Here is a 15,216-nt window from a genome sequence, read left to right as displayed (position 1 = left end):
GTCCGCTCAAAACCGACCGAGAGCCCCGAGCCCGTAGCCCGTGCCCACGCGCATCGGCCCGCCGATGACCGACTTTTCGCTTCCGATCAGGTACCAGTTCTTGGTCTTCTTCTCCGGCAGGAAGAGGCTGGTGACGATGGCCAGCGCGCCGAGCCCCTGACCGATGCCGTCGGCGATGAGCAGCGCCTTGTTGACGTCTTCGTTGGAGCAGGGGCGCGCATCGCAATCGCGATGAGCCAGATCGAGCCATGGGCCGGCCACCGGGTAATAGAGATAATCTTGGTCTTCCTTGCGCTTGCTGCCGTACGCGAACCCAATCGACGTACCCCAGGTTCCAGCGAGGACGACGGCGCCGGTGATGAGCAGCGGCCGGTTCACGGGGGACACCTTCTCCGTCGAGGGCAAATCCTTCACGGCGAAAGGCGATGGACCGGTATCGACCACGCCGGCCGTCGTCGTCGTCTGGCTCGTTGCGACCGGCGCCGCCACGGGCGGCGGGCCCGATGGAGCGACAGGGTCTGCTGCCTCCGCCGTCCTCACGGCGAGAGAAGCGCACACGAGCGCGCTCGTTGCGATGAACGACTTCGTCGCGAGACTCGAAAAGCTCATTTGACGTTCTCCTTTGAAAACGAGAATCGCCGGCGACGATTGCGAATCGTATACCGCCGAGCCGACGCGAAATCCGCGTTGCACCTCGCGATGATCATTCGGGTAATCTGCATGTAAAAAACGTTTCGCGCGCGCCGAACCCAGGGCCCAAGCACGCTTTTTTGCCACGCGAGGATGCAGCATCGAGGCAACAATGGCATGAGCTGGCGGTCGCGACGAGCGCCGCGCAAAGTGGCAATCTCGAAGCCTCCTCGAGCCGGCTTTCGCGCCTGCGGCACGCGCCGCTTGGTGCCGGCGCGTCGTGTGCCCATTCATGGCGCGCCGTGGCACGCTCGCAAATTTCGAAGTACGTGCTTTGCAACGCCGGACGGGGGAAGAAAGGACGCCCCGCGCGGGCCAAACGAGGTGGCCGCCGTGGACTCCGGACCGGAACTCATCGGACTCGTGCGCACGGTGGTAGGAACCGCGGGCGGCCTGGCGATCGGCCTCGAGCGCGAATGGTCGCGGCGCTCACGGGGAGCAGCCGCTGCCTTCGGCGTCCGGACGTGCGCGCTCTTCGGGCTGGCCGCATCGTCGGCCAGCTGGCTCTGGATTCAAGGCATCCTCCTTCCATCCGCGGTGCTGCTGGTGACGGTGGCGGCCATCCTCGTCGCCCACTCCCTGCCCCGGCGGCGCGCGGGGGCGACGTCGCAGGCAGCCGCGGCCGCGGTGCTCTGCTCGGGTGTCCTGGCGGGGGCCGGTTATTTGGTATTCGCAGGCGCGCTCGTCGCGCTGACGTGCTTTCTCTTGGTCGAGCGTTCGCGCCTTCATGCGTTCATTGCCAAAATCGAAGTGGCCGAGCTCCATACGGCGGCGCGCTTCGCCGTGATGGCCATCGTCATTTGGCCCATTCTGCCAAAGGGGCCCTTCGGACCGCTCGGTGGCTTCCGCCCGCGCGATGTGTGGGGCATGACCTTGCTTCTCTCCGGCACCAGCTTCGCGGCGTACATCGCCCGGCGCTTCGTCGGCGAGCGGCATGGCGCCATCGTGCTCGGCGGGCTCGCGGGGCTCGTCTCGTCCACCGCCGTGACCGTCCTCGGCGCCAAATCGAGCCGCGACGATCCCAGCGAGGGCACGGGGTTGGCGCTGGCTGCGTGCTCCGCCGGCACCACGCGCCTCCTTCGCGTGCTCGTCCTCGCCGCCGTCCTGAGCCCGCCGCTCGCCCTCCGTCTGGCGATGATCCTCGCCGTGCCCTTCGCCGCCGGCGCGATCCTCGTCGGCGTGTTGACGTGGCGAAGCAAGCCCCCCGCGCGCGACGTCATGACGCCAAAGAACCCTTTGCAGTTCGGGGTGGCGCTCCCTCTCGCGCTGATCTTTCAGCTCGCGCTGTTCGCCGTGCACCTCGTCGAGACGCATTGGGGATCGCTCGGCCTCGCGATCTCCGGCGCCATCGTGGGGCTGGTCGACGTGGAGGCGGTGGTCTTCGCGATGACGCGCACCGGAATCCACGAGGGCGTGCACGTCGCCGCGCGCGCCATTGCCTTCGGCGTCGTCGGCGATGCGCTGGTGAAGATCGTCCTCGCCTTGGTCATGGGCCGTGGCTCGTTTCGTTGGCTCGCCCCGGTCTTGCTCCTGGTCCTCGCCGGCGCGACCTTGCTCGCGGCTTTTCTTCTTTAGATCTTCGTCGCAGCGCGCGGCCGCGTTGCATTCTTCCTCACTGGGGCAATCTCCGACGCCTCCTTCGCGTTTTCACGCGATCGCGCCAAGATGGTCGTGTTTGCCAAATACCACGCTCGAGGCCCGATAACGCGGGCTACACCGCGTCAACGAGGCCGGTCCGGTCGTTGCACCCAGTCGTTTCACGAAGAAGGGCGTAGACCACCGTGAACCTCGCAAAGCTCCCCTACCAGGACGAAAAGCAGGACCTGCACGTCGTCGTCGAGACGCCCCGCGGATCGCATACCAAGATCGCCTACGATCCGGAGAGGGAGCTATTTCGATATTCGCGCCCGTTGGTGCTCGGCGTGACGTACCCGTACGACTGGGGATTCGTCCCCAGCACCGTCGCACCCGACGGCGATCCGCTCGACGCGCTGATCTACCACGACGGCACCAGCTTTCCGGGGTTGGTCATCGCGTGCAAACCCATTGGCCTCGTCGAGCTGTCGCAGGCGGTCGTGAAGGACGGGCGGGCATCGAGCGAGCGTCAGAGCAACGATCGGCTCATCGTGGTCCCCGCGGAGGACGAGCGCGCGCGCGACGCCACCCTCTTTTCGCCGCGCGTTCGCCAGGAGCTCGAACAGTTCTTTCTTTTGGCGACCCTCCTGACCCCCAAAGACCCTCGCATCGAGGGCTGGAAAGGTCCCGAGGTGGCGGCCAAGCTCGTAGCCGACGCACACGCGGCGTACCGGCGAAAGGAGGCAACATGATTGGAAAACGAGAGCACGATCCGTCGCAAGGGCACCAAGGACAGGGAGATCCGCGCGAGCGCAGCACCCGCCGCAAAGGTCCGCCCCATCCTCCGGCCCGCGATCCGTCGCCCCAGAAACCGCCCGTCAAAGAGCCGCCCAAACAGGGGCCGCTGCCGCCGCCACCGCCATTGGGCGATCCGCCTTTTGGCCCGGATGGCGATCCCATGCGCCAAATCAAAGATCCGCGCATCGCGAACACGGAGCGCTCGTCCGGATGAAATCGACGTCGTCATCGTCGCGCCCGCGCACCGCGCGCCCAGGCCCGGCCGGCGAGGCCGTCGCCGGCGTGCGGATCACCCACCCTGACCGGGTTCTCGACCGCGAATCGGGGCTGACGAAGGTGGGGCTCGCTCGGTATTACGGTGCCGTCGCCGGCCGCATGCTCCCTTACGTGATCCGAAGGCCGCTTGCGCTGGTGCGATGTCCGGAGGGTGACCAAGCGGAGTGCTTCTTTCAAAAACAGCGAACCCCGGGGATGCCGCCCTCGATTCATGGATCGAAGATCGCCGAGCACGGCATTTTGCACGTGGAGGACGAGGGCGGGCTGATCGCGCTCATCCAATTCGGAGCCGTCGAGCTGCACGGATGGGGATCGCGGCTCCCGGAGAGCGGCGTTCCAGATTGGATCGTCATGGACTTGGATCCCGACGAGGGCTTGCCCTTTGCGCGCGTGGTGGACGCGGCCTGGACGATGCACGACGCGTTCGCGCGCATCGGGCTCCGGAGCTTCGTCAAAACCACGGGCGGCAAAGGCTTGCACGTGGTGGTGCCCATCGTGCCCGAGGCGCCCTTCGACGCCATCAAGGAGTTCACCTTTGGCGTAGCGGGCGAGTTCGCTCGAAGCGATCCCGCTCGGTACACCGCGACATTGTCCAAGTCTGCGCGGCGCGGAAAGATCTTCATCGATTACCTTCGCAATGGACAAGGAGCGACCGCCATCGTTCCTTATGCGGTCCGCGCTCGCCCGGGCGCGCCGGTTGCTTTTCCCGTGGCCTGGCGCGATCTCGGCAAGATGGACCCGCGTGATTTCTCCGTCGCCACCGTGCCCAAGCTGCTGAGCAAACGGCGCACCGATCCTTGGGCGGACTTCTTCGATCTCGCGCAGCGCGTGCCCCCGGCGTACTTGCAAATGGCGCATGCCCGCCGGCGCAAGAGTGCATGAGCCGTAAGAACGAATAACGAAGCAAACCGCACACGAGACCTTAAGAGAAAAGGAGATTCAATGAGCTCGACGCAACCGCCCATGACCCCGAACCCCGGCCAGCCTCACGTGCCCGGTCAGCCCGTGGAAATTCCGACCCGCGAGGTGCCCGAGTATGCACCCGGGGAGCAACCGATTCATCGTCCGGTGCCGGAGCAACCCATCCACACACCCATTCCTCCGGCCACCCCCGAAGTCATACCTGAGTAGCTCTTCGAACCCGGGGCGCGCACGTGTCAGCGTGCCCCGTTGGTGCACGTTTGCAGGCTCGTCATCGTCGTTCACCCTACGAGTCACTCTCGTTCACCCCCATCGAGCATGAAGCAGGGAGACGCAAGGTAACGTCGTGACGTGAAGCACCTATGCGCATCGAGCGTATCTCGTCACCGTCATCGATGGGCGGGCTTGCGGCCTGATCGCGCCGCGCGGGTGCGCGCGCCCTTCTTTGCGGCCGCCGAACGCGCCGCCGGACCCTTGGTGCGCACCGCTTTCTTGGCCGCCTGAGAGCGATCCGCGCGCGTGCGCCGCGTGGCGGCCGAATGCGCTTGTCTCGCCAAGGCGCCATGCGATGCCGCCGCCGTGCCTTCGCGCTTCAGAGCGGCCTTGGTGGCGCGCGAACGCCGCGGCGAAGGCGATTTGCGCGCGGCGGCCGCGCGGGGCGTGTGCCCCTTTTCGTAATCGCGCTGGGCGCTGCGCCGCGTTTTGGAGGACGTCTTGCCGGGTGCAGGCGGCGGCAGATCGACGCCCGCGCGCCGGGCCTTCGAGAGGCCAATGGCGATCGCCTGCTTGGCCGATCGGGCCCCGTGTTTGCCCTCGCGCACATGCTCGATCTCTTCGCGCACGAACTCACCGGCTTGGGTCGACGGCGCTTTTCCTCGCGCCTTCGCGCGACGAGCCCGTTCCATGGTTTTCTTTTCCGGCATTGCCTACAGCGGAGCATTCTTCGTGCCGGCCACATAGGTTTATCGCGTCATTGCGGAATGCCGAAGGACGGAACGGCTGTGGTCTAAATCATGCTTCGGTTTGGGTGTTCCTTCGGCGCAACCGGCGCCGATCCGTTCGCTCGTAAGGCAATTGCGAGATCGTGTATCTGACCGTCGAGAAGGCGGCTGCACAGGTGCATAACGCCGCGCCGGTGCGTCCTTCGACATGCGCGGGGCCAGAGTCGAGCGATGCGCGTTCGCTCCGCTGGCGTCGCTTGCAGGATGCACGCAAGGAGTGTCTCGGCGCCGTGCGCCAGCTGGAGTCGTTCATGAAAGAGCACGACCTCCACGCCCCGCATGCATCCCCCGCCGCGCCGGGCGAGGGCCCGAAGGAGACCGGCCAAACCCGTCCTCCTTCGGGCGTCCAACGCGCCGCTCAGGCCCACGCCGCGCCCAGCGCGACGAGCACGAGCTCGGGTGCCGCGTGCGAGTGGCTCACGAGAGACGCTTCTTCAGGGCGCTGAGCGCCGCGTGGGTGCGCTGCTGCAGCGGCAGCACGCGCGCCTCGATCAGCGCGCGCACCTCCCGATCCAGCTTCGGCAGATCGCTCTGGTAGTCGCGATTGCCGTGGTCTTCGCCCTCCTCCAGGGCGGCGATGGCCGTCTTCTCTCCGAGCGCGCTCGCCCCACCCTCGACGAGCTTCGCGAAAGCGCCCCAGATACCCGAGGAATCGGCGGGCGTGCCCCCGAGCCTCCGAATCTGCTCCGAGAGGATGGCCACGCGTTGCTCGTGCGATTGCTGGCACTCGGTCAGCTGCTGGATGTGCACGGACTTGTCGAGCGCTCCAACCGCCTTCCGATAGGTCTCGACTGCGGAGATCTCACCGCGAAGGAACGAGTTGAGTTGGTCGACGTTGTGGCTTTGGGCTGTGGTCATCGTTGGTACCTCCTTCTCTTTCTGCTCTTTCGTCGTTGTCTTTTCGGGTGGTGTTTGGCTTTGGGTCCCACCTCGATGCCGTGAACGTCACGGCATGAGCGGGCCCGGTGCGTGATTCATGCCGCACCCGGTCGAGGCCCAGTCTTCGCGGCATCTCGCCACGCGCGACATCGCGCCACGATCCCGCTTTTCGCGGTACGTATTCTGCGTTAGGAGGCGGCCCGAGGAGGTCCGCTATGTCGAAAACGTCACCCGAAGAGCCGTTGCGTTTGCCGATCAAGCTCGACGCGACCACCAATGGCGAATACGAACCGCAACCGCCGAGCGAGCGGCTGCGATGGGTCATGCGAACATCGCTCGAGCGAGCGAGCGAAACCGCGCGGCGATTGGGCATGGATCGCCGCGCGTTCCTTCGTTCGAGCTGCGGCGCCGCCACCGTGCTGCTCACGTTGAACGAGCTGGGGCAAACGGGCTGCGGAGGCCATTATGCCATCCCCGACGAGGCGCAAACCGATCCTGCGGCCGCGGCCGTGCTCGAAGGCGATGAGTTCATCTTCGACGTGCAGACCCACCACGTCGCCACCAACCGGCCCTGGTGGAAGGCTTCGCGCCCCACGCTCGCCGACTTCATCCTGACCACCCCCCAAGCCCAATGCGGCCGCGCCGAAAAGATGGATTGTTTCGGTCGCGATGTGTTCCTCAAAGAAGTATTCCTCGATAGCGATACCCAGTTGGCCGTGCTCAGCGCCCTCTGGGGCACCGACGACATCAACGCCATTCACATCGATGAGGAGGCCCTGACCCGCCGCCGCGTCGCCCAAATGGAGGGCTCGCCCCGCCTGCGCATCCACGGGATCGTGCTGCCCAAGGACGAATCCCACCAGAGGACGCGCGAGCGCATGCACGCGCTGGCCGAGCGGTGGAAGATCAGCGCGTGGAAGCTCTATCCCGTGTGGACCGGCGATTCGACCGGATACCGCCTCGACGATCCCGAGACGGGGCTTTTCACCATTCGCGAGGGATTGCGCCTCGGGGTCGACATCTTCGCCGTGCACAAAGGCCTGCCGCTCCCGGGCGCCAAGAACGCCTTCACCAGCCCCATCGACGTGGGCCCCGCCGCCAAAGCCGCGCCGGACGCCACGTTTCTCATTTATCACTCCGGCTACGAGCCCTCGCTCCGTGAAGGCCCGTACAATCCCAACGCGGAGAAGGGCGTGGACGCGCTCATTCGCAGCTTGGAGGAGAACGACATCGGCAAGCACGGCAACGTCTATGCGGAGCTGGGCTCGGTGTGGCGGGAGCTCATGAAGGATCCGGAGCAGGCCGCCCATCTCTTGGGCAAGCTCCTGAAGCACCTCGGCGAAGACCGCATTCTATGGGGCACGGATGCCATCTGGTACGGATCGCCCCAGGACCAGATCCAAGCGTTCCGCGCCTTTCAAATTTCCGAAGAGTTCCAGGAGCGCTACGGCTATCCGGCGCTCACCCCGCGCATCAAGCGCAAGATCTTCGGATGGAACGGCGCGCGCGTCTACGGCGTGGACATCGATGAAGTCCGGCGCGCGCACGCGAACGACGCCGTCGCGCGCGAGCGCATGGAGTACCGCAACGATCCCCGTCCGTCCTTCCGCACCTACGGTCCTCGAACCCGACGCGAGCTGTTCGAGTTGCTGCGCGATCAACCCCCGGGCGAGATCTGACCTACTGCTCCTCCGTGCCCCGCAGGAGCTCATCGAGCGCCTTCTGGTCCGTCAAGTCGAGCCGGAGCGGGGTAATGGAGACCAGATCGTGCTCGATGGCCCAGCGATCGGTGCCCGGCTCCGGCGCCTCCAGCGGTTTGATGGCCGACCAGAAGATATCGCGGCCGTGCGGATCGCGCGCGGGCACGATGTAACCATCGTAGTGCCTCACGGATTGGCGGGTGAATTGGATGCCCTCGGGGCGGGGCGGGAAATTGACATTGAGCAACATCAGGTGGCGGCGCTTCATGACCTCCGCCAGCACCCGGCTCATATGTGGTTTGAGGACGGCGTACTCGTCCTCCGTCTCGCCCGCGCTCAGGGCCACCCCGCGCATCCCCAAGAGCGACGCCTGCTTCGCGGCCGCCAAGGTGCCCGAGTGCCACATCGAGTTTCCCACGTTGAGGCCCAGGTTCACCCCGGAGAGCACCAGGTCGACCCCGCCCCAAACATGGCTCCCGAGCGCCACGCAATCCGCCGGCGTGCCGTTGACCCGAAATGCCGAGTAGCGGCCAAGCTTGACGGGGCGGTGGGAGAGCGGTCGCGACGACGTGATGGCGTGCGCCATCGAGGATTGCTCCACGTCCGGGGCGACGATGCGCACTTCGCCGAAGTTGGAGGCCGCCTCGGCCAATGCGCAAAGGCCTGGGCTGTAAATCCCATCGTCGTTGGTCACCAAGATTCGCATTCGCCCATGCCGTGCACGGATGGAGCCAGACCGCGGGCGCGCGGGCGCAGCACCTGCATTGCAAGGGCCGCATGCGTGCTGTGCTCGTTTACAATCCACGTGCGGGGGAAAAAAACTCCGCAGGTGAGGACAACAAGAAGACCTCCCAGGCCACGTTCGTTACCGCCCTCGAAGCGGCCGGATGGACCGTCTCCTCGTGCCATACGGAGGATCAGCTCGATCGCGACGCGCTGCGGGATGCCGACGCCGTCGTGGTGGCTGGGGGCGATGGGACCGTCGGACGCGTGGCCAAGCAGATCGCGGGCGGGGAGCTGCCCGACATTCCCATGGCCATCCTCCCGGTGGGGACCGTCAACAACGTGGCTCGCTCCCTGGGGGTCGGCATCGAGCCCATGATGGCCGTGTCGCGGCTGGAGCGCGCCGTGGAGCGCCGAATCGATTTGGGCATCGTCACCACCGCCGCTTCGAAAGCGTATTTTCTCGAGGGCGTCAGCGCGGGGGTGCTCGCCCATGTGCTCGCGAACAAGGCCGGCCACGAGCACAAGAGCCCGGCCAAGGCGTCGGGTTTGATCGCGCGTGTGCTGGAGACGTACGAGCCTCGCCATTACCGCATCGAGGCCGATGGCCGCGATCTCTCGGGGGACTACGTGCTCATCGCGGTGATGAACATCCGCAGCCTCGGCCCCGGATTGCGGCTGGCCCCGCGCGCGGAGCACGACGACGGAGAGCTCGATGTGGTGCGCGTGGGGCCGCATTTCAAGCGCGCGCTCATCGACGCGCTGTACGATATCGATAGCCCCGCGGACATCGTGCTGCCATCCTTCGAGGTGAGCCGCGCCACCCATGTGCGCATCCGAAGCGAGGTGCAATGGGCTCAGCGCGACGACAAAGCGTGGGAGCTCGACGGCGACGTCACCCTCGACGTCGCGCGCGGCGCGCTACGGATGCTGGTGCCGCGTGAGCGGGACGGAGCGTGACGGAATGACGCGAACGAAGCGCGCGGCCATGGAATGCGCGTTGCGTCGATAAGCGCGGCAGTCGGCCTGGCGGTCGACACCTGCACATGAGGTTTACAATGGCCAACATCAGTCACGCACATGGCGGCCTTCGGCGCGACGATCTCGTCGCCGATGCGCACAGCCCTGCCTATCAAGCCTATCAAATTCTACATTGGGGGTTCGTGATCCTCCCGCTGATCGCAGGCCTCGACAAGTTCGCGAACGTGCTGGTCTCGTGGGAGAAATACATCGCGCCCGCCGTGGCGACGCACCTGCCCTTCCGCACGAGCATGTTCATGATGTTCGTCGGCGTGGTGGAGATCGCCGCGGCCCTGATCGTCGCGGCCAAACCCAGGGTCGGCGCGTACATCGTCGTGGCATGGCTGCTCGCCATCATCGGCAATCTCGTGCTCGTCGGAGGCTACTGGGATATCGCGCTGCGCGACCTCGGCTTGTGCCTCGGGGCCCTCTCGCTCGCCCGATTGAGCATCGACTACGACACCCCCGCCTTGACGGCGACGCCGACCCGCCAGGGGCCCGTTCGCCCCTGACGGGCGAACGGATTACGACGACGTGAGCTGTGGTGGTGGTGGTGCGGTAGGGACGTGGGGCGGCTCCAAGAGCCGCCTCGTCGTCCAGCGGGCCGCCGACAGCGCGGCGAGGGTCGCGAGGATCCCGCGACCCACGTGCGAGCGGACCGCGAGCCCGACGAGGACCACCCCGCCGATGCCCGCTGCGATCGCCCACGGACTGCGTTCGTGCAGCAGCTTCGAAAACATGCCCACTCCTTCCACGGCAGAGCGCGCGCGCGAACCCGAAGACCTCGAGGCGCTCCGTCCTGGAAGCGTGGCCCGAAGCACTTCGGCTTGGCGCGCGCTTCTCATGGCTCTCAGACCAGCGAGCGGCGGCGGCGGGCGATCGCGTGGTACCCGACCACCAAGAGGACCGCACCGATGAGCGACATCACGAAGCCCGCCGACTCACCTTCGCGGTAGAGTCCCACCAGCCGGCCGAGTAAGCCGCCCACGAAGGAGCCCGCGATACCCAGCAAAATGGAGATGATCCACCCACCGGGTTCTCGACCCGGCACGATGAGCCGTGCAAGCACGCCTACGACGAGTCCAAAGAGCAGAAATAAAATGAAATGCATCGTGACCTCCTACGTGGACTGCGGTGCGTTACGCCGCTACGATTCGACGCTCGTGTCCGCCGTCAGCGCGGCCCCGGCCGGACGTCCTTGTTGTCCCCGCTGCCGGGCTTGACCTTGGCGATCCATTCGTCGACTTGGCGCTCGGCCTCGTCCTTCAAGACGCCATAGCGCTCTTGAATCTTGCCCACGAGCGCGTCTTTCTTGCCGGACAAGGCTTGCACGTCGTCGTCCGTCAGCTTGGCCCACTTCGACTTGACGTGCGCTTTGATTTGCTTCCATTCACCTTCGATTTGATCCCAGTTCATGAGACTTCCTCCCGGTTCCAATGGTTGTCGTGAACGCGAACGCCCCCGGTCGAACGCGAATGGTTGCGTCGCAATCTACATGCCACCTGGCGTCATCCGAACAAGCGCCCTCTGACGCGAAGTTTCATGAATTCATGAAGGAGAAACTCGGAGGATCGCTCCCGGCGATCCCTTGAGCAAAACTGCCACACGAGTCCTTTTGGTTAGAACATCTCACCGGCGGTGAAGTACCCGCCAATGGGCTGCGCATCGGGCGACCACGCGATGTCCCCGCGCACCACGAACGCCTGTCCCTGGTGCAGCCGCAAACCGACCCCCGTGCCATACTTGAGCCCGAGGCCCGTTCCATCGAGGGCGGGGTGCGAGGAGCCGAGCTCGGTCCAGGCGCGGCCCGCATCGAAGAAGGCCGTGGCGCCCAGCGCGAATTTTTTGTCGAACAAGCGAAAGTCGAAGAGGGTCGAACGAACTTCGAAGTTGCCGAACGCCTTGACCTTGCCGTAATAGCGTTGCCCCGGCACACCGCGCACGCCGTTCGAGCCGCCGAGGGCGAAGGTGTCTTCGTAGCGCGCCAGCTCGTAAAAGGGAGGATCGCCGAACTGCACGTCGGCCACCAGGCGCGCGGCGAGCACCACGCGCGAGCCGATGGGCACATAGGCGCGCAAGATGGCGTCGACTTGCCCATAGCGGTACGGCAGGCCATCGGGCCCGCTGGGGCTCAATCGAATCTTGAGCTGGTCGTAGGTGCCGCGCCGGGTCCAAATTTCGTTGTCGCGGTTGTCGAACAGGATGCCATATTCGAAGAAGTTTACGCCGTGCGGGCGCGTATCGCCGAGCATCGAGCGCACCTCCGTGTTGGCCGTGTTGGCGAAATCGGCGCCGAGCTTGGAGTCGGCCGGCACGTCCAGGCGATTGTACGTATAGGTGTCTCCGACCAGCAAAAACAGGTGCTCCGTGAGCCGGAGCCGCGCGCGCACGGCCAGCGAGGCGTGAAGGCGCCCATATTGGTAGTAGGACGATCCCTCGTCCTGCGGCCCGTCGGGGGAGGGCGCCGGCGAATCATTTCCAATTCCGTAATAGCGCTGCGTCGTCTCCTTGGTGAACGACGGCCGCACCTCCAGGCGAAGCGCCTTCCCTGCAAGGTACGGCAACGTGAGGAGCAGGTAATAATCTTGGTAAGGCAGCCGCAACCCGGCGTCCGACGTCGGCGGCTTGAAGGTGGCGAGCAGGCCGGCCTCCAGCCGCCACAGGTACGGTTTGCGCCCGGGCTCGAGGCGGGTGATCGCGCCGAGGGCGCCCGCGCCCACCCCGATGTCGCTGTCACCGCCCACGATGGGGACCCCATCCACCTCGGTCTTCGGCCGCGGGACGCGGGAAGGGTCGTCTTCGACGGCCTGCGCCGGGGGCGCCGCGAGCATCGTCATCGCGCACGCCATGGCGGAGATCCCGGCCGTGAAACCGAGGCCCCCGAAGCTTCCCGATCGCGCCCTGAGCATGGTGGAGCGTCGCTCCGCAAACATCTGGCCAACGTGTGCTCGCTCCGCCGCCCGCGTGACCGCGATCGCTCGGCGTTCCGGGAGCTTCGAGCGGCGCTCGAGCGAGCCAGCGCATGTGGCGAAGTGGCGTCCCTGCGCATTTTGCCTCACGTTCCGCGGTCCTCGCGCCACCTCGGGGACGATGGCGCGGTCGCGCATGGCGCAGGCGTAGCGGCGTTGGGCTCGAAAATGCATGAGAACCCGGGTGTGGCAGACGAGACCGCACACGAAACCAAGGATGGATCGGGCAAGGCGCCGCGCGCGCGAATCGAGCGCGTGGTGCGTCTCCTGGTCGCCCTCGTCGTTTTGCCGTTCGTCTTTTATGCGGTCGTCATGAATGTCTTTCTGGCGACACCGCTCTTCGAGATGGCCATCGATCGCGAGCCGGAGACCATCGACATTCGCTACCGACACGGGTGGTCGCTCATCCCCGGCCGCATCCACGCGACCGATCTCTCCATCCGGGGACGCGACAGCAATGTCGAGTGGATTCTATGGCTCGACGAGGTCACCTTCGACGTATCGCTGCTGGCGTTCGCAAAGCAGCATTTCGATGTATCGCGCGCGCGCGGCCGCGGCATATCGTTTCGCCTCCGACAGCGCCTGGATGCGCCGCCCGCATCGCCCGAGGAGGTGGCGGGCCTCCCGAGCATCCCGGGGCTCGGCGCCTATGCGGTGCGGCCGCCGAAGGTCGAGACCCCCGATACGTGGAACGACGCCGAGTACCATCTCTGGCAGCCCCACTTGGAGGATGTCGTCGCCGAGGAGGTGCGCGAAGTGTGGATCGATCGGTATCGCTTCGAGGGCCTGGCCCGCATCGCCGGCCGCTTTCACTTGATCCCGGTCCGCTCGGTCGATATCGGGCCCGTGCAGGTGGACGTGCAGCAGGGTCGCGCGATGACCGGCCCGTTTGCCGTGGCCGACGCGCTGGGCGGTGGCAAGTTGGAGGTCACGGTGGCCCGGTTCGATCCGCGCACCGCGCAAGGCGAGGACATCCTGCGCGGCGCGACCATCCACGCCGACGTGGCGGGCATGCTCCCGGACGTCGGGCGGATGGCGCCCGAGCTCGCAAAAGACGTATCGATAAAAGGCATCGCCGAGGTGCGGAGGCTGGCCGTACACCTTCAGGGCGGCTCCGTGGAGACGGGCAGCCAACTCGACGCCGTGCTGCCGCGCGCGACCCTATCCGCGGCAGGTCATACGCTCTCGAGCGAGCTCGTCGTGACCGGCCATGTATCGCGCGCCGAGGTGGCGGAGCAGCGCAATCGATTCGACCTCCGGCTCGAAGCGCCATCGTTCGAAGTGGCGCCCGAAAGGCAAGCGCCGCCTGCGCGCCGCGGTTTTCTGCGGGGCCGCGCCGTGGCCACCGCCGACTCGCGAGCTCTCGAGCTCGCACACCCGCTCACGGATCTTCATGGCACCCTCGACCTCGCCCATCTGGAGCTGCCCGATGCGCGAGCGCTGTCGCGTTATTTACCCGCCGCGTGGCACGCGGCCATTCGAAGCGGGCACGCGCGCGGCCAGGCGCGGGCGGAGGGCTGGCTGGCCGAGAAACGCGCGTCGCTCTCCGCGCGGGTTCACGGCGAGCGGCTGGGCGTCAATGTGGAGCCATTCGGCGTCGCCGGCGATATCGATGCATCCGCCGAGGCCGACGTGAACCTCGCGCGGCAATCGCTGCGCGTGCATGGCGTACGGGTGGCCCTCACCCGGGCCAAAGCGCGGTTTACGCGGCCCGACGCCCTGGAAGGCGCGCCCGATCTCACTCTGGAGCGGCTCGAGCTCTCGGCGCGCGCGCCGCATGTCAGCCTGGTGAGCCTTCGCCATCCGACCTCGAGCCTCTTCGAAGGCGGCCACGCGCGCGGCAAGCTCGGGAATTGGGAGTCGGAGCTTCGGATCCGGGACGCACGGATACCCGATTTGCGTTCGCTGCAGACGATTTTGCCCGGCGATGGCATCGTGGCCATCGAGTCGGGGGCCGCGCACCTCTCGGCCGATCTCGCCATGGCCGGGGATCGAAATGTCGCGCACGGGACCGCCGATCTCGCCTTGTCGCGGTCGCGCCTTCGCCTCAACGAGACGCACTTCGCGGGCGACTTCCGAGTGATCGCGCGCGCGCACACCACGGGGGCGGCCGGCAGCGTCTTCGGCGGGCCGATCCTCGATTTGAGCGGCTCGCGCGTGCAGATGCGGCACGTCGAGGTCACCCACGCGACCACCGAGGCGTCGCACTGGTACGGCGACGCCATGCTCCCCGGGGCCATCTTTCGAATCGCGCCCGAGCCCCGGCTCGACGCCCGCATCCTGCTGGATGCGCGCGACGCCAATCCGCTGCTCGCCATTCTCTTGCGCGACGGCCCGCCGAAGATCCTGGGCGAGCTGGCCAAGATGCCGCGGCTCGTGGCGGCGGGCCGGCTGATCCTCGCCCCGCAGCACTTCGCGCTGCGCCGCCTCGATGCGCGCGGCGGCGATCTCGCCGTGCGCGGTCTTTATGCGGTAAAGGGCGAGCACCGCCGGGGCGCGTTCATCGTCGAGAAGGGCGTGCTCTCCGCGGGGATCCGCCTGGATGACGAGGGCGCCGGCGTCCGCCTCTTCGGCCTCGACGATTGGCTCCGCGATGAAGCGCACGCCATGGCGCCGCTGCTCACGGACGATCCGCCCGAGGCGCCGCCGGCGCCACGTTGACCC

17 protein-coding genes are annotated in these 15,216 nt (G+C 66.6%); 9 read left to right on the top strand and 8 right to left on the bottom strand.

The annotated features are described in order from the left end of the window. Positions 1-6: 6 nt before the first annotated feature. Complete coding sequence (locus tag LZC94_32750; protein WXB12606.1) at positions 7-609, bottom strand: hypothetical protein; 603 nt, start codon at positions 607-609, stop codon at positions 7-9. A gap of 414 nt (positions 610-1,023) precedes the next feature. Between LZC94_32750 and LZC94_32745 the strand changes: the two genes are divergently transcribed. The 5 genes from LZC94_32745 (at position 1,024) to LZC94_32725 (ending at position 4,470) form a co-directional block, all read left to right on the top strand. Beyond that, positions 1,024-2,265 carry an MgtC/SapB family protein gene (locus LZC94_32745; GenBank protein WXB12605.1) on the top strand — a complete coding sequence of 414 codons (1,242 nt, stop codon included), beginning with the start codon at positions 1,024-1,026 and terminating at the stop codon, positions 2,263-2,265. A 206-nt stretch (positions 2,266-2,471) separates the two neighbouring features. Further along, on the top strand, positions 2,472-3,017 hold the full coding sequence (locus LZC94_32740; GenBank protein WXB12604.1) for an inorganic diphosphatase: 546 nt from the start codon (positions 2,472-2,474) through the stop codon (positions 3,015-3,017). Beyond that, positions 3,014-3,277: a hypothetical protein gene (locus tag LZC94_32735; GenBank protein ID WXB12603.1), complete on the top strand. Its 264-nt coding sequence runs from the start codon at positions 3,014-3,016 to the stop codon at positions 3,275-3,277. Before LZC94_32740 ends, LZC94_32735 begins: the two co-directional genes overlap by 4 nt. Then, positions 3,274-4,221: a non-homologous end-joining DNA ligase gene (gene ligD, locus LZC94_32730; protein WXB12602.1), complete on the top strand. Its 948-nt coding sequence runs from the start codon at positions 3,274-3,276 to the stop codon at positions 4,219-4,221. The genes LZC94_32735 and ligD overlap by 4 nt, the downstream gene beginning before the upstream one ends. A gap of 60 nt (positions 4,222-4,281) precedes the next feature. Continuing rightward, on the top strand, positions 4,282-4,470 hold the full coding sequence (locus tag LZC94_32725; protein WXB12601.1) for a hypothetical protein: 189 nt from the start codon (positions 4,282-4,284) through the stop codon (positions 4,468-4,470). 179 nt (positions 4,471-4,649) lie between these two features. On the opposite strand, the gene LZC94_32720 is transcribed toward LZC94_32725, so the two are convergent. Together LZC94_32720 and LZC94_32715 are read right to left on the bottom strand one after the other, a co-directional pair. After that, positions 4,650-5,165 (bottom strand): DUF6496 domain-containing protein, encoded by a 516-nt coding sequence (locus tag LZC94_32720; protein WXB12600.1) that lies wholly within the window; start codon positions 5,163-5,165, stop codon positions 4,650-4,652. Between the two features lie 513 nt (positions 5,166-5,678). After that, entirely contained in the window at positions 5,679-6,119 is a 441-nt protein-coding gene (locus LZC94_32715) for a PA2169 family four-helix-bundle protein (protein WXB12599.1), read from the bottom strand. A gap of 236 nt (positions 6,120-6,355) precedes the next feature. Here LZC94_32715 and LZC94_32710 point away from each other — a divergent pair, with 236 nt between their 5' ends. Continuing rightward, entirely contained in the window at positions 6,356-7,819 is a 1,464-nt protein-coding gene (locus tag LZC94_32710; protein ID WXB12598.1) for an amidohydrolase, read from the top strand. A 1-nt stretch (position 7,820) separates the two neighbouring features. Here LZC94_32710 and surE read toward each other — a convergent pair whose 3' ends face one another. Beyond that, entirely contained in the window at positions 7,821-8,546 is a 726-nt protein-coding gene (gene surE, locus LZC94_32705; protein WXB12597.1) for a 5'/3'-nucleotidase SurE, read from the bottom strand. Between the two features lie 71 nt (positions 8,547-8,617). Here surE and LZC94_32700 point away from each other — a divergent pair, with 71 nt between their 5' ends. Together LZC94_32700 and LZC94_32695 are read left to right on the top strand one after the other, a co-directional pair. After that, complete coding sequence (locus LZC94_32700) at positions 8,618-9,523, top strand: hypothetical protein (GenBank protein WXB12596.1); 906 nt, start codon at positions 8,618-8,620, stop codon at positions 9,521-9,523. Positions 9,524-9,621: 98 nt separating this feature from the next. Beyond that, positions 9,622-10,095, top strand: coding sequence for a hypothetical protein (locus LZC94_32695; GenBank protein WXB12595.1), 474 nt, complete (start codon positions 9,622-9,624; stop codon positions 10,093-10,095). 12 nt (positions 10,096-10,107) lie between these two features. Here LZC94_32695 and LZC94_32690 read toward each other — a convergent pair whose 3' ends face one another. The 4 genes from LZC94_32690 to LZC94_32675 form a co-directional block, all read right to left on the bottom strand. Beyond that, positions 10,108-10,323 (bottom strand): hypothetical protein, encoded by a 216-nt coding sequence (locus tag LZC94_32690; protein WXB12594.1) that lies wholly within the window; start codon positions 10,321-10,323, stop codon positions 10,108-10,110. Positions 10,324-10,433: 110 nt separating this feature from the next. Beyond that, on the bottom strand, positions 10,434-10,694 hold the full coding sequence (locus LZC94_32685) for a GlsB/YeaQ/YmgE family stress response membrane protein (protein WXB12593.1): 261 nt from the start codon (positions 10,692-10,694) through the stop codon (positions 10,434-10,436). 62 nt (positions 10,695-10,756) lie between these two features. After that, positions 10,757-10,999 carry a CsbD family protein gene (locus LZC94_32680; protein ID WXB12592.1) on the bottom strand — a complete coding sequence of 81 codons (243 nt, stop codon included), beginning with the start codon at positions 10,997-10,999 and terminating at the stop codon, positions 10,757-10,759. Positions 11,000-11,202: 203 nt separating this feature from the next. Continuing rightward, positions 11,203-12,420, bottom strand: coding sequence for an outer membrane protein assembly factor (locus LZC94_32675; protein ID WXB12591.1), 1,218 nt, complete (start codon positions 12,418-12,420; stop codon positions 11,203-11,205). 318 nt (positions 12,421-12,738) lie between these two features. Between LZC94_32675 and LZC94_32670 the strand changes: the two genes are divergently transcribed. Continuing rightward, positions 12,739-15,213 (top strand): hypothetical protein, encoded by a 2,475-nt coding sequence (locus LZC94_32670; protein ID WXB12590.1) that lies wholly within the window; start codon positions 12,739-12,741, stop codon positions 15,211-15,213. The last annotated feature ends 3 nt before the right edge of the window (positions 15,214-15,216 follow it).

This window comes from Sorangiineae bacterium MSr11954 (assembly GCA_037157815.1).
Taxonomy (GTDB): domain Bacteria; phylum Myxococcota_A; class Polyangia; order Polyangiales; family Polyangiaceae; genus Pendulispora; species Pendulispora albinea.
Note: the sequence above shows the minus strand (reverse complement) of the source record. Positions and strands in the feature narration are given on the sequence as shown.